At 71.8% G+C, this 17,862-nt stretch carries 17 protein-coding genes; 11 read left to right on the forward strand and 6 right to left on the reverse strand.

From position 1 onward, the window contains the following. Positions 1–19: 19 nt before the first annotated feature. Entirely contained in the window at positions 20–901 is an 882-nt protein-coding gene (gene purU / locus ACIOHP_RS11215; protein ID WP_361538433.1) for a formyltetrahydrofolate deformylase, read from the forward strand. Between the two features lie 112 nt (positions 902–1,013). Here the strand turns inward: purU and ACIOHP_RS11220 are convergent, their stop codons facing one another. Then, positions 1,014–2,414 carry a zf-HC2 domain-containing protein gene (locus ACIOHP_RS11220; RefSeq protein WP_401885777.1) on the reverse strand — a complete coding sequence of 467 codons (1,401 nt, stop codon included), beginning with the start codon at positions 2,412–2,414 and terminating at the stop codon, positions 1,014–1,016. Then, on the reverse strand, positions 2,411–2,995 hold the full coding sequence (locus ACIOHP_RS11225) for a sigma-70 family RNA polymerase sigma factor (protein ID WP_361538429.1): 585 nt from the start codon (positions 2,993–2,995) through the stop codon (positions 2,411–2,413). Before ACIOHP_RS11225 ends, ACIOHP_RS11220 begins: the two co-directional genes overlap by 4 nt. Positions 2,996–3,323: 328 nt before the next feature. On the opposite strand from ACIOHP_RS11225, the gene ACIOHP_RS11230 reads away from it, so the two are divergent. After that, positions 3,324–3,704 carry an STAS domain-containing protein gene (locus ACIOHP_RS11230; RefSeq protein ID WP_046259043.1) on the forward strand — a complete coding sequence of 127 codons (381 nt, stop codon included), beginning with the start codon at positions 3,324–3,326 and terminating at the stop codon, positions 3,702–3,704. A gap of 149 nt (positions 3,705–3,853) precedes the next feature. Further along, positions 3,854–4,366: an EF-hand domain-containing protein gene (locus tag ACIOHP_RS11235; protein ID WP_361538426.1), complete on the forward strand. Its 513-nt coding sequence runs from the start codon at positions 3,854–3,856 to the stop codon at positions 4,364–4,366. Here ACIOHP_RS11235 and ACIOHP_RS11240 read toward each other — a convergent pair. Beyond that, positions 4,345–5,853, reverse strand: coding sequence for a class I adenylate-forming enzyme family protein (locus ACIOHP_RS11240; protein ID WP_401885782.1), 1,509 nt, complete (start codon positions 5,851–5,853; stop codon positions 4,345–4,347). The genes ACIOHP_RS11235 and ACIOHP_RS11240 overlap by 22 nt on opposite strands. A gap of 99 nt (positions 5,854–5,952) precedes the next feature. Here ACIOHP_RS11240 and ACIOHP_RS11245 point away from each other — a divergent pair, with 99 nt between their 5' ends. From ACIOHP_RS11245 to ACIOHP_RS11260, 4 genes are all read left to right on the forward strand, one after another. Then, positions 5,953–7,155 (forward strand): amidohydrolase family protein, encoded by a 1,203-nt coding sequence (locus ACIOHP_RS11245; protein WP_401885788.1) that lies wholly within the window; start codon positions 5,953–5,955, stop codon positions 7,153–7,155. Positions 7,156–7,163: 8 nt separating this feature from the next. Then, positions 7,164–8,297, forward strand: a complete 1,134-nt coding sequence (locus ACIOHP_RS11250) for an acyl-CoA dehydrogenase family protein (protein WP_401885790.1) — start codon at positions 7,164–7,166, stop codon at positions 8,295–8,297. A gap of 8 nt (positions 8,298–8,305) precedes the next feature. After that, positions 8,306–9,172: an acyl-CoA dehydrogenase family protein gene (locus tag ACIOHP_RS11255; protein WP_401886405.1), complete on the forward strand. Its 867-nt coding sequence runs from the start codon at positions 8,306–8,308 to the stop codon at positions 9,170–9,172. Between the two features lie 508 nt (positions 9,173–9,680). After that, complete coding sequence (locus ACIOHP_RS11260; RefSeq protein WP_401886408.1) at positions 9,681–10,154, forward strand: ATP-binding protein; 474 nt, start codon at positions 9,681–9,683, stop codon at positions 10,152–10,154. A gap of 375 nt (positions 10,155–10,529) precedes the next feature. Here ACIOHP_RS11260 and ACIOHP_RS11265 read toward each other — a convergent pair whose 3' ends face one another. Beyond that, on the reverse strand, positions 10,530–11,465 hold the full coding sequence (locus tag ACIOHP_RS11265; RefSeq protein ID WP_401885796.1) for a cyclase family protein: 936 nt from the start codon (positions 11,463–11,465) through the stop codon (positions 10,530–10,532). An 85-nt stretch (positions 11,466–11,550) separates the two neighbouring features. Between ACIOHP_RS11265 and ACIOHP_RS11270 the strand changes: the two genes are divergently transcribed. From ACIOHP_RS11270 to ACIOHP_RS11280, 3 genes are all read left to right on the forward strand, one after another. Beyond that, complete coding sequence (locus ACIOHP_RS11270; RefSeq protein ID WP_401885801.1) at positions 11,551–12,456, forward strand: SDR family oxidoreductase; 906 nt, start codon at positions 11,551–11,553, stop codon at positions 12,454–12,456. Positions 12,457–12,566: 110 nt separating this feature from the next. Then, positions 12,567–13,718, forward strand: coding sequence for an acyl-CoA dehydrogenase family protein (locus ACIOHP_RS11275; RefSeq protein ID WP_401885804.1), 1,152 nt, complete (start codon positions 12,567–12,569; stop codon positions 13,716–13,718). After that, positions 13,718–14,767, forward strand: a complete 1,050-nt coding sequence (locus ACIOHP_RS11280) for a Zn-dependent alcohol dehydrogenase (RefSeq protein ID WP_327717732.1) — start codon at positions 13,718–13,720, stop codon at positions 14,765–14,767. Before ACIOHP_RS11275 ends, ACIOHP_RS11280 begins: the two co-directional genes overlap by 1 nt. 23 nt (positions 14,768–14,790) lie before the next feature. Here ACIOHP_RS11280 and ACIOHP_RS11285 read toward each other — a convergent pair whose 3' ends face one another. After that, positions 14,791–15,099, reverse strand: coding sequence for a hypothetical protein (locus tag ACIOHP_RS11285; RefSeq protein ID WP_401885810.1), 309 nt, complete (start codon positions 15,097–15,099; stop codon positions 14,791–14,793). A 151-nt stretch (positions 15,100–15,250) separates the two neighbouring features. Between ACIOHP_RS11285 and ACIOHP_RS11290 the strand changes: the two genes are divergently transcribed. Beyond that, entirely contained in the window at positions 15,251–16,585 is a 1,335-nt protein-coding gene (locus tag ACIOHP_RS11290; RefSeq protein WP_401885812.1) for an MFS transporter, read from the forward strand. Between the two features lie 242 nt (positions 16,586–16,827). Here the strand turns inward: ACIOHP_RS11290 and ACIOHP_RS11295 are convergent, their stop codons facing one another. Next, positions 16,828–17,832, reverse strand: coding sequence for a GlxA family transcriptional regulator (locus ACIOHP_RS11295; protein WP_401885816.1), 1,005 nt, complete (start codon positions 17,830–17,832; stop codon positions 16,828–16,830). Positions 17,833–17,862: the final 30 nt, after the last annotated feature.

Consider the following 17,862-nt stretch of genomic DNA (forward strand, 5'->3'; position numbering starts at 1 on the left):
GTATGGGACCCTGTCCTGCATGAACGAGCAGTCCACCCGAGCCGCGGCGCCCGCCGAGCAGTACGTCCTCATCCTGTCCTGCCCCGACAAGCAGGGCATCGTGCACGCCGTGTCGAGCTACCTCTTCATGACCGGCTGCAACATCGAGGACAGCCAGCAGTTCGGCGACCACGACACGGGTCTGTTCTTCATGCGCGTCCACTTCTCGGCGGAGGCGCCGGTGACGGTGGAGAAGCTGCGGGCCAGCTTCGCGGCGATCGGTGACGCCTTCCACATGGACTGGCAGATCCACCAGCCCGAGGAGAAGATGCGGGTCGTCCTCATGGTCAGCAAGTTCGGGCACTGCCTGAACGACCTGCTGTTCCGGGCCCGTATCGGCGCGCTGCCGGTGGACATCGCCGCCGTGGTCTCCAACCACACCGACTTCGCCGAGCTCGTGGGGTCCTACGACGTTCCCTTCCACCACATTCCGGTGACGCGGGAGAACAAGGCGGAGGCGGAGGCGCGGCTGCTGGAGCTGGTGCGTGAGCAGGGCGTGGAGCTCGTTGTTCTCGCCCGGTACATGCAGGTGCTCTCGGACGACCTCTGCAAGCAGCTCAGCGGGCGGATCATCAACATCCACCACTCGTTCCTGCCGAGCTTCAAGGGTGCGAAGCCGTATCACCAGGCGCACGCCCGGGGGGTCAAGCTGATCGGCGCGACCGCGCACTATGTGACGGCCGACCTCGACGAGGGGCCGATCATCGAGCAGGAGGTCGAGCGGGTCGGGCATGACGTGACCCCGGACCAGCTGGTCGCGATCGGGCGGGATGTGGAGTGCCAGGCGCTGGCGCGGGCGGTGAAGTGGCATGCGGAGCGGCGGATTCTGCTGAACGGGCGCCGGACGGTCGTGTTCGCCTAGGAGCTCGGGGGTCGCGGATTCGTCGGCGGCTGCGGGCGAGCGGGGGCCGTTCGCGCAGTTCCCCGCGCCCCTGGGTGGGTCCACTCCCGTCCCCTGATCTGCGCTCTGCTCCCTAGATCCGGCTCAACGACGCGACCGCGAACAGTACGTCCCTGATCGCCTCCCGGTCACCCACCTGCCCCGCCGCCGCCTCCGCCGGAGGCACGTGGCCCGCGGCCAGCTGGCAGAACTCCACGCCGTCCAGCGCCACGTGCGCGACCTCGTGGTCCGCGGAGCCCGCCGCCGCCGGGGAGTCCAGCGGGATCAGCCACTCGCCGCCGCCCGAACCCTCGATCTCCAGCCGCAGACTGCGCCCCGGCTCGCCCGCGGGGACGAGGTGGCGCCCATGGGGCGGCCCGGCCAACCCGGTCCGGCGCCGCACGGCCAGCACCGCGGGGAGCATACGGGCGGCCAGGTCGATCATGCGGTTCAGGTGGCGTGGGGACGGGGGACCGTACGGGTAGTCGACCGCCTCGGCGATGTCCTCCGCGTGGACCCAGCACTCGAAGGCCCGGTCCAGCATGGCGTCGTGCAGGGGGAGTTCGAAGTCGCCGTACGACACCGAGAGCTTGCCGGAACCGCCGCCGGTGAAGGAGACGGTGCGCACCAGGTCGTGGCTCTGCTCGCGCCAGGGGCCCCGCACGGAGCGGGTCGGCGGGAAGTGGGAGCCGCGCCAGAACGCCTCGGTGCGGGCCGCGGGGGTCGGTGAGCCCGTCGTGATGTCGCCGAGGGGGTCGTCCAGGCCGAGCGCGAGGGCGACGAGGCCGTCGACCGTGAGCAGGTGGGCGATGACGCCGGCGACCGTCGTGCGACGGCTCGTCGCCTCGTCGGCCTCGAACCAGCGCAGCCGCACGGGCGCGTGCCACTCGGCGTCGCCCATGTCCCGCAGCAGCGCGTCCAGGCGCGCGGTCTCGGCGTCGTAGGGCGCCGCCCAGTCGGGTACGGGGATGCGCGGCGGGCGGCGGTCCAGGCAGCCCGCAAGGACGCGGGTGCGCAGTCCGGGGTCGAGGTCGAGGCTCTCCTGCCGGTGGAGCAGGCCGACCGCCCCGCGCAGCCGCAGCGCCTCGTCCGCGCAGGAGCCGCAGTCGCCGAGGTGTTCCTCGACGGCCGCCGTCTCCTCGGGCGAGCAGGCGGCCAGCGCCCAGGCGCCGAGGAGCGCCTTCAGTACGGGGTGCTCCAGGACGAGGGGCGGCGGGGGCGGTGGTGTCTCCAGCGCGGGCAGGGGGTGCCCGGTGTCCTCGACGGACGCGCGCGGGAGCGGTATGCGGGGCGGCTGGGCGGCGGGGCCGGGGGTGGGACCGTCGCCGTCGGCCGGGCCGCCGGTGCCGTCGTCGCCTCCCGGGGGCGGGGGCTCGTCCTGCCGGTCCGCGCCGCTGTGGGACTCGTGCTCCTGGCTCTTCCGGCCCTTCCGGCCGTTCTGCTCCTCCTGGCCTTCGTGCTCGTCGTACGCCTCGAAGCGGTTCGCCTCGTTCACGCCGCACCTCCGTAGCCGGGAGGCGCTCCGGGGGCGGCGCCGGTGTCGTGGGCCGTGGCGAGGAGCTGCAGGCCCAGGCGGAGGCGGCGGCGGGCCTCGTCCTCGGTGACTCCGAGGTCGGCGGCGGTCTGGCGGTAGTCGCGGCGCTGGAAGTACGCCAGCTCGAGGGCGGCGCGCAGCGGGGACGGCATGGACTGGACGATGTAGTCGGCGCGAGCGGCGACGGAGGCGTGGCGGACCTTGCGCTCCAGTTCCTCGGTGGAGCCGCGGTCGCCCTGGGCGAGGGCCGCGGTCTCGGTGGCACGCAGGCGCTGCACTGCGAGGCGGTGGGTCAGCGTGGCGACCCACGAGCGCAGGGGGCCCTGTTTGGGGTCGTAGGCGTCGGGGTGCTCCCAGACGTGGGCGAAGACCTCGCGGGTGATGCCGTCGGCGGCGCGCTCGTCGCCGAGCACGCGGTGGGCGAGGCCGTGCACGAGCGAGGCGAACCGGTCGTAGAGCTCGCCGAGGGCGGCCGCCTCACCTCGGGCGAGCCGCTGCTGCATCTTGCGGTCCCAGCGGGGAGGTGCGTCCTTCTTCGCCATGTCGCTCCCTCGCTGTCGTTCGCGACTCGTCAAGCCTGGACCCACCGTCTCCTCGAATGTAGTCGGCACGTCTGACAGCGCACGCCCCTTTGTAGCAATGTGCGCCCCTGGGGGAGCGGTCGGTGGTAGTGGACCTTCGTCTTCCTTCCACTCTGCGTCCATCCACGATCGAACAGGATCGAAGGCGGCTAAAACAAGCCTCTTCTGATCGGTTTCCGTTTCCTGGCTTGTGTTTCAGGGAACGGCCGCTGGGCAGCCGCGCTGCAAGGAAGCGTAGGAACGGCTTCCGTTTGCGGGCCGTTCCGGGAAGTCCCGGCGAGCGAAGGGCGTGGTGGTGGGGTTCAACGTGACCGGCGGCGAGCACGGCGACTGGGCCGTGCTCCATGTGTCGGGCGAACTGGATCTGGTGACGTCTCCGGTGCTCCGGCAGCGGGTGCACGACGTCGTGGCCGAGGGCCGCCACAGTCTTGTCCTCGACCTCTCCGAGGTCTTCTTCTGCGACTCCAGTGGCGTCGGCGTCCTCATCGCCTCCCGCCGCCTCATCCGCTCCTGCCAGGGGCAGCTGCGGCTGATACTCCCGGCCCAGGGCGCGGTGGACGGCTCCCACGTCAACAGGGTGCTGGGGGCGCTGGGGGTGCGGCGGCTGTTCGACGTCCACGTGGACGTGGACTCGGCGACGGAGGACGAGGCGGGGCCGCTGTCGGCGTGAACCACAGTCGCCCTCGCCTGTGCCACACCGTTGTCCCAAAATTCCCCCGGTCTTGGCACAACCGCCGCTTTCCCGCTCCCCGCCCCGCCCCGGCGTCGTACGCTCCGAACCAGATGCACCCCACGTGACGTAAGGCGGCACGAGAAGACATGGTCAGCAGCGAGTACGAGCGCAGGATCGCCGGCCGGTTCGCCACCTTCGACCAGGACGGCAACGGCTACATCGACCGGGCGGACTTCAGCGTGGCGGCCAAGGCGCTGCTCGCGGAGTTCGGTACGGCGGCACGGTCCGACAAGGGCCAGGCCCTGTATGTCGGCGCGGAGGCGTTCTGGCAGGGCATGGCGGGCATCGCGGACCGCGACGGCGACCAGCGGATCACCCGCGAGGAGTTCGTGAACGGCGCCGTGAAGCGGCTGCGCGACAATCCCGACCGGTTCGCCGAGATCGCCCGCCCCTTCCTGCACGCGGCCCTCGCCGTCGCCGATCCGGACGGCGACGGAGCGGCCACCGTCGAGGACACCGCGCGCGTGCTCCGGATCCTCGGCGTGGCGCAGGAGATCGCCGACACCGCCGCCGGCGCGCTCGACACCGACGGCGACGGCAGGATCGGCGAGGAGGAGATCGTCGCCGCCTTCGCCCGCTACTTCACCGTCCCCGAATAGCGCTCCCGCAGCTTGTACTTGAGCACCTTTCTGAGCGTCTCGTTGCGCGGAAGGGCGTCCACCACCTCCAGCTGCTCCGGCAGCTTGTGGATCGAGAGCCCTTCCGCGCGGAGATAGGACGTCATCGCCGCCAGGGTCAACTCCTCGGCCCCCGCGGGCTGTTCCACCACCGCGCACACCCGCTCCCCGCGCTCCTGGTCCGGCAGCCCGATCACCGCCACGTCCCCGACCGCCGGATGCGCGGCCAGCAGATCCTCGATCTCCTTCGCCGAGATGTTCTCGCCCTTGCGGATGATCACATCCTTGAGCCGCCCGGTGAGCACCAGATGCCCGGTGTCCGTGAGCATCCCGAGGTCACCGGTGCGCAGGAACCCGTCCTCGTCGAAGGCCTCCGCCGTCTGCCCCGCGTCCAGATACCCCTGGCACACGGCCTCCCCGCGCAGCCGCACCTCCCCGTCCACGATCCGTATCTCCATCCCCTGCGGCGGCCGCCCCTCGGTCGTGGCGAGGTTCTCCACGGTGTCGTCCGGCGAGCCCATGGTGATCATCGGCACCTCGGTCATGCCGTAGCCGTGCGTGAGCTGCACCCCCATCTCCCGCACGACCGCGTGGTACACCTCCGGCGGCTTGGGCGCACCGCCACCGGCCAGCAGCCGCAGGGTGGGTATCACCCTGGTCTGCGGCCGCTTGCGCTGCTCGGCCAGGAACATCGAGTAGAACGCGGTCGATCCGCCCGCCACCGTCACCCCGTGCCGGCGATACCCCTCCAGCGCGTCCGGCAGCGCGAACTGCTCGAACATCACCGCCGGGAAGCCGTACAGGAGCAGCATCACCGTGTAGTCGGGGCCGGCGATGTGGGCGTACGGGAAGGCCATCGAGCCCACGTCGTCGGGCCGCAGCCGCAGCGCGTGGGCCAGGCACGAGCCGCCCGCGATCAGTGAACGGTCCGTGTGCAGCACGCCCTTGGGGTCGGAGGTCGTGCCCGAGGTCCAGTAGATCCAGCGGACCGAGGTGCCCGAGGTGGGCGGCGCGGGCAGCAGACCGGGATCGCCGTCGGGCAGCCGGTCGTACGCCTCGAAGACGCCCTTCGCGCCGAGCCGCCGCGCCATCCCCGTGTAGTCGAAGCCCCGCCATTCGCCGGGCACCGCGAAGTACTCGGCCTTCGACTCCCGTAGCGCGAAGCCGACTTCGCGGTCCCGGTAGAACGGGATGACCGGTGACTGGACCGCGCCCAGGCGGGCCAGCGCGAAGGACAGCACCGCCGTCTCGATCCGCGTGGGCAGTTGCCAGGCGACCACCGTGCCGGGGCGTACGCCCATATCGTACAGCCCCGCCGCCACCCGCTCGGCACGCGCGTGCAGCTCCCCGAAGCTCAGGGAGCGGTCGTCCTGGAGGAGGACCGGGCGGTCGGGGGTGAGGGCGGCGCGGCGGGTGACCAGTTCCCAGAGGGTGCGGGAGGAGCTCAGGGAGTGCGGGGTCTCGTTCATGGGTGCCCCCTGCTTGGCTGACGACTCGTCAGGTGACATGCTATCTGACGCTCCATCAGATCGTGCCTGTCACGTGACCACCGACCGGCGGAGGAGATCATGCCGACCGAACTGCCCCGCATCATCAGCGTCGACGACCATGTGATCGAGCCCGCGCACCTGTTCAAGACCTGGCTGCCCGCCAAGTACCGGGACCGCGGACCGCAGCCGCTCACCGCCGGGATCGGTGAACTCGCCTACGTCGGCGGCAAGTACCAGATCACGATGGACCCGGAAGGGCCGCCCACCGACTGGTGGATCTACGAGGACCTGAAGTTCCCGTACAAGCGCAACATCGCCGCCGTCGGCTTCGACCGCGACGAGATGACCCTGGAGGGCATCACCCGCGAGGAGATGCGGCGCGGCTGCTGGGACCCCGTGGCGCGGCTCGCGGACATGGATCTCAACCACGTCGAGGGCAGCCTGTGCTTCCCGACCTTCCCGCGCTTCTGCGGGCAGACCTTCGCCGAGGCACACGACAAAGAGGTCGCGCTCGCGTGTGTGCGGGCCTACAACGACTGGATGGTCGAGGAGTGGTGCGGGGACAGCGGCGGGCGGCTCATCCCGCTGTGCCTGATCCCCCTGTGGGACGTGGAGCTGGCGGTCGCGGAGATCCGGCGCAACGCCGCACGCGGAGTGCGGGCCGTGACCTTCTCCGAGATCCCCACCTACCTCGGTCTGCCCTCCATCCACTCCGGCCACTGGGACCCGTTCTTCGCGGTCTGCCAGGAGACCGGCACGGTCGTCAACATGCACATCGGCAGCAGCTCCCAGATGCCGGCCGCCTCCCCCGACGCCCCGCCCGCCGTCCAGGCCGCGCTCAGCTTCAACAACGCCATGGCCTCGATGATGGACTTCCTCTTCAGCGGGGTGCTGGTGAAATTCCCGCGCCTCAAACTCGCCTACAGCGAGGGCCAGATGGGCTGGATCCCGTACGCCCTGGAACGCGCCGACGACGTGTGGGAGGAGCACCGCGCCTGGGGCGGGGTGCGCGACATCGTCCCGGAGCCGCCGTCGACGTACTACTACCGGCAGATCTTCTGCTGCTTCTTCCGCGACAAGCACGGCGTCGCCTCGCTGGACGTGGTGGGCCGTGACAACGCCACCTTCGAGACCGACTACCCGCACGTCGACTCGACCTTCCCGCACACCAAGGAGGTCGCCCTCGACCATGTGAAGGGCCTCGACGACGAGACCGTCTACAAGCTGATGCGGGGCAACGCCATCCGCATGCTCGGTCTCGATCTGGACCGGGACCGGTAGGCGAGCCCGTGGATCTCTCCCACTCTCCCGAAGAGGAGGAGTTCCGGGCGGGGTTGAGGCAGTGGCTCGGCCGGGTGCTGCCCACGCTCCCGCCCAGGCCGTCCCCTGACGACTGGCCCGGACGCCGCGCCTACGACATGGGCTGGCAGCGGATGCTGTACGACGCCGGGTACGCGGACGTGCACTGGGACGCCTCGCCGACCACGCGGCTGATCTTCCTGGAGGAGACCGAGAAGGCGGGGGCGCCCTACGTGGGCGCGGGATTCGTCGGCCTGCTGCACGCCGGGCCCACGATCGCCGCGGAGGGCTCCGACGGGCAGCGGGCGCGGTGGCTGCCGCCGATCCTGCGCGGGGAGGAGGTCTGGTGCCAGGGGTTCAGCGAGCCCGACGCAGGGTCCGACCTCGCCGCGCTGCGGACCCGTGCGCGCAGGGACGGCGACGAGTACGTGGTGAGCGGGTCCAAGATCTGGACCTCGCACGCCGAGGTCGCCGACTGGTGCGAACTGCTGGTGCGCACCGACCCCGCGGCCGCGAAGCACCGGGGCATCACCTGGCTCGCCCTGCCCATGGACGCTCCGGGGATCACCGTGAGGCCGCTGAGGACCCTCGCCGGGTCCGCCGAGTTCGCCGAGGTGTTCCTGGACGAGGTCCGGGTGCCGGTCGGCAACCGGGTCGGGGACGAGAACGACGGCTGGCGCGTGACCATGGTGACGCTGTCCTTCGAGCGCGGCACCGCCTTCGTGGGCGAAGTCGTCGCGTGCAGGCGGGTGTTGCGCGAGATCGCCGGTGAGGCGCGCAAGAACGGGCGGTGGGACGAGCCGGAACTCAGACGGCGGCTCGGGCGGCTGAATGCCGAGTTCCGGGCGCTGTGGCGGCTGACGCAGTGGAACGTGAGCGAGGCGGAGACCTCCGGGGGAGTCCCCGGTGTCGGGGGTTCGGTTTTCAAACTGAGGTATTCGCAGGCGCGGCAGGAGCTCTACGACACCGCCGCCGACGTCCTCGGCCCCGACGCCCTCGACCTCGACCGGCCGTGGGTCCTGGACCGGCTGTCCTCGCTGTCGTACACCATCGCCGCCGGGACCTCGCAGATCCAGCAGAACATCGTGGCCGAACGGATCCTGGGGCTGCCGAAGGGGCGGTGACTGTTCCCGTGCGTTTCCAACTCACCGATGATCAACGTGCGTTGCGGGACGGCGTACGAGCGCTGCTGGCCCGGCGCTTCGACCGCGAGGCGCTGTGGGCCGCCGTCGACCCGCCCGGCCGCCTGGACCGGGCGCTGTGGCGGGAGCTGGGTGAGGCCGGGTTCTTCGCGCTACGGGTGCCGGAGGGCGACGGAGGGGTCGGACTCGGGCTGCCCGAGGCCGTGTTGGCCTTCGAGGAGGCGGGGCGGGTGCTGCTGCCCGGGCCGCTGGTGGCCACGCATCTCGCGGCGGGCGCGGTACCCGGGGCGGCCGACGGGTCGGTCGTCGTGGCGGGCGTGGACGGCGCACTGGTGGAGTGGCTGGACGCCGCCGACGTCGTACGGGGAGATGCCGCCGGCGCCGTGGCACTGCGGTCGGTCGACCCGCTGACGCCCCTGCATCGCACACCCGGGACGGCCCCGACCGATCCCGTCGCCGTGCTCCTCACCGCCGCCGAGCAGCTCGGCACCGCCACGCGCGCGTGCGAGCTGGCCGTGCAACACGCCCGGACGCGTGAGCAGTTCGGGCAGCCGATCGGGGCGTTCCAGGCCGTCAAGCATCTGTGCGCGCAGCTCCTGGTGCGGGCCGAGGTGGCCCGTGCGGCGGTCTACGCGGCCGCCGTCACCGGGGACCCGGCCGACATCGCCGCGGCCCGGCTGCTCGCCGACGAGGCCGCCGTACGCGGCGCCCGCGACTGCCTCCAGGTGCACGGCGGCATGGGCTTCACCTGGGAGTCCGAGGTGCATCTGCATCTGAAGCGGGCCTGGGTGCGGGCACAGCGTGGCGGCGGACGCACGGAGAGTGAGGAGCTGCTCGCGGCCGAGCTGACGGCCTGACAAGGCGTGGGCCGCGGGATCGGCGGGAGCGCTCCCGTGAATGTCGCGGATTGTGGCATACCGGAATTACGGAGCGTTGATATCGGGTTGTGTCCTATGCGTGACCCGTCACGGCCTGGAGTCGGGGAGTCGCTCCGGTACCTTCTGTGGGATGCGAGTGGTTCCGAGCACGAGCCGTGCCGGTGTTGCCTCTGTGGCGGCTCCGGATGCGGCGGTGCGCGCCGCTTCTCGCACGGTCGGCGGGCCTTTGGCCCCCACCTGTTCGACTCCCCGCAACGAGCGTCGCACAGTATGCCACCCGGGTACTCCTTCGCGCTGGAATATGCCCGAAGCGCTTGTTGAGGTGACTGTACGTCAACCATGCTGTCTCGTAAGGGACTCACGTTCTGTGATCCCGGCTGTGGCCGTTGTTCTGGCCATGCAAAAAATGGCTACGATCGTGGCCCTCGTGAGGCGCGAGGCTATGTGTCTGCCGGTTCGGATGGTGTGAGCGGTGCAGGTGCTTCAAGTGCAGCTGGAGATCCGGCCCGACCCCGCTGAGGTGGGGCGAGCCCGGCGGTGGGCCCGCTCGCGGCTCGCCGGGTCCGGGATAGGGGCCGACGAGGGGCTTGCCGAGACGCTGATCCTGCTGGTGTCCGAACTGGTCACCAACGCCGTGGTGCACACCGGCTGCCCGGCCGTGCTGCGTCTGTCGCTGCCCTGTGGCGCGGCCGAGCAGGCCACGGTGCGTCTCGAGGTGGCCGACGCCAGCGACCGCGCCCCCGTGCCGCGCTGCGTCGACGGCGACGCCACGGGCGGACGCGGACTCGCCCTGGTCGACGGTCTCGCCGACCGGTGGGGCTGGAGCCCCGAAGGAGCCGGCAAGCGCATCTGGTGCGAACTCGACCGCTGTGCCGCGAAGGGCCGTGAAGGAGCGGCGTCCTTCGGAGGCGGCGCCCCGGCGTTCGAGGGGTACGAGGGGCTGGCGTACGAGGCGGTCTGAGGCCGCTGTCCGAGGTGGCGCGGTCGGTGCGCGGTTGCGGCGTGCCGCTGTCCTCCCTGTCGATCGACAGGTGGTGCGCCGTGATGTGCTTCCGTGCGCGCCCGTAACAAATGGTACGTAAGTAATAAATCCCCGAACAGGTGTTGACGCCGCGTGTCCGTTTGCTCACGCTTGTGGTCAGCGATTCGCCGCGAGGGGACGACGAGGGTTCCGGTGACGGGGGCCCTCGGCGAGTGTGGGTCGTGATTCGGCGTCGGGTTCCCTCAGGGCCAGGGGGCACGGGGCGGGTGCGCCGGAGTCGGACGGCGGGGCGCGATGCCGTGCTCGGGGCGGGCGTTGGGGCCCCGCTGTCCGACCTTGTCCGCGTGCGCCGTGTCAGAGAATGGCGACCGGAGCCACCGGAGTGCCCGTCGCGCCGACGAACGGCTCGGGCATCGCCGACAGCAGGAACGTGTAGCGACCCACTTGTCCACAGGCTGTGGACAACTCTTCGAGATTCCAGTTCTGGCCCTGGAGCATCCCCATCTCCACGAGGTCGAGCGCGTGCACGGGCAGCCACAGATCCTCGATCTCGGGCGGAAATATCTCGAAGGTCAGCGTGTCGTTCGCGACCGCGGCGACATCGCGTGCGTGGAACCACTCCGGCGTACGGATCGACAGCCCCGGCGACGGATAGCCGTACGCGTGCTTGTCACCCGCCAGATACGCCTGGATCTGCCCCGTCCGTACGAGCACGATGTCGCCGGCCCGCACGCGCGTGCCCGCGAGCTCCTCGGCGGCCTCCAGGTCCTCCGGTGTAACGGCGTGCGCACCGTCCAGCCGGGGCGTGCCGTGTACGCGGGCCACGTCCAGCAGGACGCCGCGCGAGACGATGTGCCGCGCCTTGTCGATGCCGCCGAACCGGGCGCCGCCGTGCGCGGTGACGGTGTCGGCGGGGCGGCCGTTGTAGAGCACGCCCGAATGCGAGACATGGGTCAGCGCGTCCCAGTGGGTGGCGGCCTGCAGCCCCATCGTCACGGTGTCGTCGCTGCACGCGACCGTGCCCGGGCCGAAGATCTCCTCGTTGATCTGCACCATCGCGTGCAGGGGGTTGACCCGGCCCGGTATCAGGCCCGTCTGCACGCCGTCCTCCTTCAGCGGGAGGGAGAGCGGGACACGGTGGCCCGACCTGACCTCCGTCGCGGCCTCGCGTACCACCTCGTCGGTGATCAGGTTCAGGGTGCCGATCTCGTCGTCGGCGCCCCAACGGCCCCAGTTGTTCACGCGCTTGGCGATGTCGTGAAACGCCGGATGCATCGCGGGCAGTGGCATCGGTGCTCCCCCGGGGCTTGTCTACGGGTGTCTGACGGGACATAAAATCTAACGGTCCGTCAGAAACCGCGGGAAGGGGCCGGGCGTGGGGAACTTCTTGGCAGGCAAGGTGGTCGCCGTGACGGGGGCGGGACGCGGGATCGGGCGGGCGGTGGCGCTCCGCGCGGCGGCCGAGGGGGCGTCCGTCGTCGTCAATGACTACGGGGTGTCGGTGGACGGCGGGTCCCCGACGAGCGACGTCGCCTCGGGCGTGGTCAAGGAGATCGAGGCGGCCGGCGGGAAGGCCGTCGCGGTCGCCGACGACGTGTCGACCATGGCGGGCGGGCAGCGGGTCGTCGACGTGGCCCTGTCGTCGTACGGGCGGCTCGACGGTGTCGTGTGCGTCGCCGGGATCCTGCGCGAGCGGATGCTGTTCAACATGACCGAGGACGAGTGGGACCCGGTGGTCGCCACGCACCTCAAGGGCACGTTCACCGTGTTCCGGGCCGCCTCCGCCGTCATGCGGAAACAGCGGGCCGGGACCCTGATCGGGTTCACCAGCGGGAACCATCAAGGGTCCGTCTCGCAGGCCAACTACAGCGCCGCGAAGGGCGGCGTCATCTCGCTGGTCCGCAGTGCGGCGCTCGGGCTGAACAAGTACGGGGTGACCGCGAACGCGGTGGCGCCGGTGGCTCGTACGCGGATGTCCGCCGGTGTGCCCATGGAGCTGGCGGAGATCGGGGAGCCGGAGGACGTGGCCGCGCTCGTCGTGTATCTGCTGTCGGAGCGGGCCCGGGAGGTCACCGGGCAGGTCTACACGATCGCCGGGCCGAAGATCGCGGTGTGGGCCCAGCCTCGGGAGCTGCGCTCGGCTTATGCGGAGGGTTCCTGGACGCCGGAGCGGATCGCGGAGTTCTTGCCGGGGTCGGTGGGGGTGGATCCGATGCCCTTGCTGGAGCGGGTGGCCGCGATGGAGCGGGCGGCGCGGGAAGGGGAACGGCCCAACGCCTGATGGGGTGGGTGGATCTGTGGTGGGGCGGCTGCGGGTGTGTTGTGGCTGGTCGCGCAGTTCCCCGCGCCCCTGAGGTGCGTCAACTCGTCCGGTGTTGAGAGGAGCTCCCTGTGGACTTCGGGTGTACCGCTGAGGATGAGGCCTTCCGTGCGGAAGCTCGGGCCTGGCTCGGTGAACATGGCTCGGCCGGGCTGGACCGTCGTAGTTGGGAGCGCACCCTCGGGAAAGCCGGATGGATCGGGCTGGGATGGCCCGAGGGCGGGTACGGCAATCGGACCGCCACGCTCACCCAACAGGTCGCCTGGGCCGAGGAGTACGCGCGGTCCTGCGCGCCGCCGCGCTCCGGGCACATCGGGGAGAACCTGCTGGCGCCCACCCTGCTCGCGCACGGCACGCCCGAGCAGAAGGGGCGGTTCCTGCCCGCGATCGCGGCCGGGGACGAACTGTGGTGCCAGGGGTACAGCGAACCCGGGGCCGGCTCCGATCTCGCGGGGATCCGTACGAAGGCCGAGCGGGCCGGGGACGGTACGTATCGCGTCACCGGGCAGAAGATCTGGACGTCCCTGGCGCGGGAAGCGGACTGGTGTTTCGTCCTGGCCCGCACCGACCCCGGGTCCAGCCGCCATCGTGGCCTGTCCTTCCTGCTCGTCGCCATGGACCAGCCGGGGCGGATCGACGTGCGGCCCATTCGGCAGATGACCGGCACCAGTGAGTTCAACGAGGTGTTCTTCGACGGTGCGCACGCGCGCGTGGAGCATGTCGTCGGAGGCGAGGGGGCCGGGTGGCGGGTCGCGATGAGTCTGCTCGGGTTCGAGCGGGGGGTGTCCACGCTCGCCCAGCAGATCGGGTTCGCCGCCGAGCTGGGGCGGGTGGTGCGGGCGGCCGTCGACAGCGGGGCGGTGGGTGATCCCGTCCTACGGGACCGGCTGGTCCGGCAGTGGGCCGAGCTGCGGGTGATGCGGTGGAACGCCCTGCGGACGCTGGGGCGTTCGGGGGACGCCGGCGCCTCCAGTGTCGCCAAGCTGCTGTGGGGCGGGTGGCATCAGCGGCTCGGGGAGCTGGCCATGCAGGTGCGGGGGGTGGCGGCGGGGGTCGGGCCCGTCGACTGGTCGGTCACGGCGCCCTACGAACTCGACGCGTTGCAGCATCTGTTCCTGTTCTCCCGGGCCGACACGATCTACGGCGGCTCGGACCAGGTCCAGCGCACGATCATCGCCGAGCGGGTGCTCGGGCTGCCGAAGGAACCCAAGGGGGTTGTGTGATGCGCGGCGTGGTGTTCGACGGGAAGCGGGTCGAGGTCGTCGACGACCTGGAGGTACGGGGACCGGGGCCGGGAGAGGTGCTGGTCGCCATCGCGGCGGCGGGGCTGTGCCACAGCGATCTGTCCGTGGTGGACGGGACGATTCCCTTTCCGGTGCCCGTGGTGCTGGGGCACGAGGGGGCGGGGGTCGTCGAGGCCGTGGGGGAGGGGGTCTCGCATGTCTCGGCCGGGGACCATGTGTCCCTGTCCACGCTGGCCAACTGCGGTACCTGCGCGGACTGCGACCGGGGGCGGCCGACCATGTGCCGCAAGGCGATCGGGCGGCCGGGGCAGCCGTTCGCGCGGGGCGGGCGCCCGGTCTTCCAGTTCGCGTCCAACTCCGCCTTCGCCGAGCGGACCGTGGTGAAGGCCGTGCAGGTGGTGCGTATCCCCCGGGACATCCCGCTGCCCTCCGCCGCGCTCATCGGCTGCGGGGTGCTGACCGGCGTCGGGGCCGTGCTCAACCGGGCGAAGGTGGATCGCGGGGACAGCGTCGTCGTGATCGGCACCGGGGGCATCGGGCTCAACGTCCTCCAGGGGGCACGGATCGCGGGGGCCCTGCGGATCGTCGCCGTCGACGCCAACCCCGCCAAGGAGGCGGTGGCGCGGCAGTTCGGGGCGACCGACTTCCTGACCTCCACGGAGGGGGTGCGGGAGCTGCTGCCGACGGGTGCGGACCATGTCTTCGAGTGCGTCGGGCGGGTGGAACTCGTCCGGCAGGCCGTCGATCTGCTGGACCGGCACGGTCAGGCCGTGCTGCTCGGGATGCCGGCGGCGGGAGCCGAGGCGTCCTTCGTCGTGGCGTCCATGTTCCTGGACAAGTCGATCCTGGGATGCCGGTACGGGTCCTCCAGGCCGCAGCGGGACATCGCGCTGTACGCCGAGCTGTATCGCGAAGGGCGGCTGCTGCTCGACGAGTTGGTGACGCAGACGTATCCGGTCGAGGAGTTCGAGCGGGCGGTGGCGGACGCGGAGGCGGGGAAGGTGGCCAGAGGGGTGCTGACCTTCTAGACGGAGGGTTCCCTGGCCCGTGGTCACGGGGAAAGGGGCGGCTCTTCGTCCGGGTGCTGGTATGCGTCGTGCTCGGCGTAGTGGATGACTGCCGCGCAGGCTTCTCGAGGGGAGGGGACGGCGCCGCCACGGTGCGCCCGCCAGGTCTCCAGGACGTCGCGGATCAGGACGACTTCCAGGAGATAGGTGCGGCCCTCCGCGTCCGGCCGGCTCGAACCGCCCGGGTTGGGGACGGCCGTCGCGTCGCTCCGCGCCGTCCAGGGCTCGGCGGCGAAGACGGTCAGGCCGTCGTCCGTCTCGGCCAGCCGGCTGACCAGTTCCTCGAGTGTCACGGGTGCTCCCACCGGGCTCGTCTGCTGACGCAGAGTCCCATGTGCCGTGAGGGCTGGGCGCATTGCCCCGCGTTATGGACATGCCAGGGGTTTTCCACAGGCGCCGGAAAACTCCTGGGGCGCTGTCGGTGCGGGGCCGTAGCTTCGACTCATGACCTACCGAGACGTCGCCACCAAACCGGTCCTCATCTGGGCCTGCACCGCCGTCGCCGCCCGTATTCCGGTCGCCATGGCCCCGTTGGCACTGGTCTTCCTGGTGCGCGAGCGCCCCGGCGGCTACACGTTGGGGGCGGCGCTCGCGGCGGCGTATGTGATCGGCGAGATCATCGGGGCGCCGGTGCTCGGGATGCGGATGGACCCGGCGCGGGGCCGGCGCCACCTGATGCTCGGGCTCGCGGGCGGGGCGGCCGGGTTCGCGGGGCTCGGAGTGCTGGCCGGGGCGCATCCCGTGGTGCTGGGCGTGTTCGCGTTCCTGGCCGGGGCGGCTCCGGCCGCGGCCGCCGGAGGGCAGCGGGCGCTGCTGACCTCGCTGGTCCCGGAGCGGTCCGTGGCACAGGCGCTGTCCGCCGAGTCGATGCTGATGTCCGGGGTGTGGGCCGTCTCCCCGGTCGCGGTCGCCGGGCTCGCCCTCGGGGTCGCGCCGCGACTCCCGCTGCTGCTCGGGGCCGCGCTGATGGCGCTGTCGATCGCGGGGCACCGGTGGCTGCCGGCCCGTTGGGACACGGGCGAGCGGGGCGCGGAGTCGGGCCGGATCGCAGTGCTGCTGCGCGCCTGGCCGGTGTACGTCACGGGCGCGGCGAGCCTCACGCTGCTCGGTCTGGCGGAACTGACGTTGCCCGCCTTGCTGGAACAGCGCGGCATCGGGGTCGGCTGGTCCGGGCCGATGCTGGCGGGGCTGGCGGTCGGGGCGGGGCTCGGGGCGTTCGTGTACGGGCTGCGGTCGTGGCCGGGGCGGCTCCGGGGGCGCAGTGTGGTGCTGATGTGCGGGATGTCGGTCTTCGTGAGCCTCGCCGCGCTGATACCGGGGGCGGCCGGGATCGCGGTCGCCCTCGTCCTGGCGGGCACGCTCCAGTCGGGCGCGCTGATCACCCGCAACCTGTCCCTGCGGGAGGCGCTGCCGCCGGGCGCGCTGGCCGCGGGGTACTCCGTGATGTACGCGGCCGCGGGCGCGGGGTACGCGGCCACCGGGTCCCTCGCCGGTGGGCTGCTCCAGGTGGTGACGCCGTCCACGGCGATCCTGGCGGGCGTGGCGCTGACGTTGCTGCTGACGGCGCTCGGGTGGTGGGGAGAGGTACGGCGGGAGGGCACGGCGAAAGCAGGGATACGGCCGGAGGGCACGGGGTCGGCCGCCGATGCCGCGAGCTCGGGTGCCGTGGCGGGCCTGGCTGTCGCGACCGCCGAGTCGGCCGCTCCTGACGCTGCCGCGGGCTCAGGGACCGTGGCGGACCTGACCGACGATGCCGCTGGGCCTGGCTGCTGCCGGTGATGCCGTCCTGCCGGGCCTGCGTGGCGCCGTTGGCCTGTCGGTCGGTGTTGGCCGCGGGGGCTTGTGCCCTGCCGTGGGCCTACCCGCTGCTTCCCGCAGGGTCGGCTGTCGCCGGTGACGGCGTCCTGCCGGGCCCGCGTGGCGCCGCGCCCCCGCCCCTCGATGCCGTCGTGCGGGGCTCGCATGACGTCGCTGAGCTGTCCGACGATGGCGCCCGCGGGGGCTCGAGCCCTGTCGTGGGCCTACCCGTTGATCCCGCTCCCCGTGCGGAAGGTGCGCCGATAGCTGGTGGGCGTGACGCCGAGCGCCGCCTGTAGGTGCTGGCGCATCGACTGGGCCGTGCCGAAGCCGGCGTCGCGGGCGATCTGGTCGACGGAGAGGTCGGTGGACTCCAGCAGGTGCCGGGCGTGCTCCACCCGCTGCTGGGTGAGCCACTGTCCGGGGCTGATGCCGACCTCCTCGCGGAAGCGGCGCGTGAAGGTCCGCACGGACATCGACTCCTGCTCGGCCATGTCCCGCAGCTGGATCGGCTCGTGGAGGCGGCCCAGGGCCCAGGCGCGGGCGGTGGTCGTGGTGGCCAGCTGGGGCTCCGGCACGGGGCGCCGGATGTACTGGGCCTGGCCGCCCTCGCGGTGCGGTGGTACGACCGTGCGCCGGGCCACCGCGTTGGCGACGGCGCTGCCGTGGTCGCGGCGGAGCATGTGCAGGCACAGGTCGATGCCGGCGGCGACGCCCGCGGAGGTGAGGACGTCGCCGTCGTCGACGTACAGGACGTTCGGGTCGACCCTGATCTGCGGGAAGAGCCGCTGGAGGCGCTCGGCGTCGGCCCAGTGCGTGGTGGCGGGGCGGCCGTCGAGGTAGCCCGCGGCGGCGAGGACGTAGACGCCGGTGCAGATGGAGGCGAGCCGGGTGCCGGGCCGGATGTGGGCGAGCGCGGCGGCCAGCTCGGGGGTCAGGACACCGTCCTCGTAGACCGGGCCGAACTCGTAGGACGCCGGGACGATCACGGTGTCCGCGGTGGCCAGGGTCTGCGGGCCGTTGGCGACCATGACGTCGAAGTCGGAGTCCGTGCGGACCGGGCCCGGCGGCCGGATCGAGCAGGTGACGACCTCGTACAGAGGCCGCCCCAGACGGTCCCTGGGGCGGTCGAAGATGCGGTGCGGGATGCCCAGCTCGAAGGGGAGCAGGCCATCCATGGCGAGGACGGCGACGCGGTGCGGGCGGAACGGTTCCTCGGACGCGGCCATGGCCCGATCCTAACGAATGCTGTCCTTCGG

The sequence above is a fragment of the Streptomyces sp. NPDC087859 genome, assembly GCF_044742595.1.
GTDB classification, from domain to species: domain Bacteria; phylum Actinomycetota; class Actinomycetes; order Streptomycetales; family Streptomycetaceae; genus Streptomyces; species Streptomyces canus_F.

Excerpts from the sequence above, each read along its gene's own strand:
- ACIOHP_RS11235 (WP_361538426.1), top strand. The coding sequence starts at position 3,854 with ATGGTCAGCAGCGAGTACGAGCGCAGGATCGCCGGCCGGTTCGCCACC.
- ACIOHP_RS11265 (WP_401885796.1), bottom strand. The coding sequence starts at position 11,465 with ATGCCACTGCCCGCGATGCATCCGGCGTTTCACGACATCGCCAAGCGC.
- ACIOHP_RS11240 (WP_401885782.1), bottom strand. The coding sequence starts at position 5,853 with ATGAACGAGACCCCGCACTCCCTGAGCTCCTCCCGCACCCTCTGGGAA.
- ACIOHP_RS11225 (WP_361538429.1), bottom strand. The coding sequence starts at position 2,995 with ATGGCGAAGAAGGACGCACCTCCCCGCTGGGACCGCAAGATGCAGCAG.
- ACIOHP_RS11245 (WP_401885788.1), top strand. The coding sequence starts at position 5,953 with ATGCCGACCGAACTGCCCCGCATCATCAGCGTCGACGACCATGTGATC.
- ACIOHP_RS11280 (WP_327717732.1), top strand. The coding sequence starts at position 13,718 with ATGCGCGGCGTGGTGTTCGACGGGAAGCGGGTCGAGGTCGTCGACGAC.
- ACIOHP_RS11290 (WP_401885812.1), top strand. The coding sequence starts at position 15,251 with ATGACCTACCGAGACGTCGCCACCAAACCGGTCCTCATCTGGGCCTGC.
- ACIOHP_RS11295 (WP_401885816.1), bottom strand. The coding sequence starts at position 17,832 with ATGGCCGCGTCCGAGGAACCGTTCCGCCCGCACCGCGTCGCCGTCCTC.
- purU (WP_361538433.1), top strand. The coding sequence starts at position 20 with ATGAACGAGCAGTCCACCCGAGCCGCGGCGCCCGCCGAGCAGTACGTC.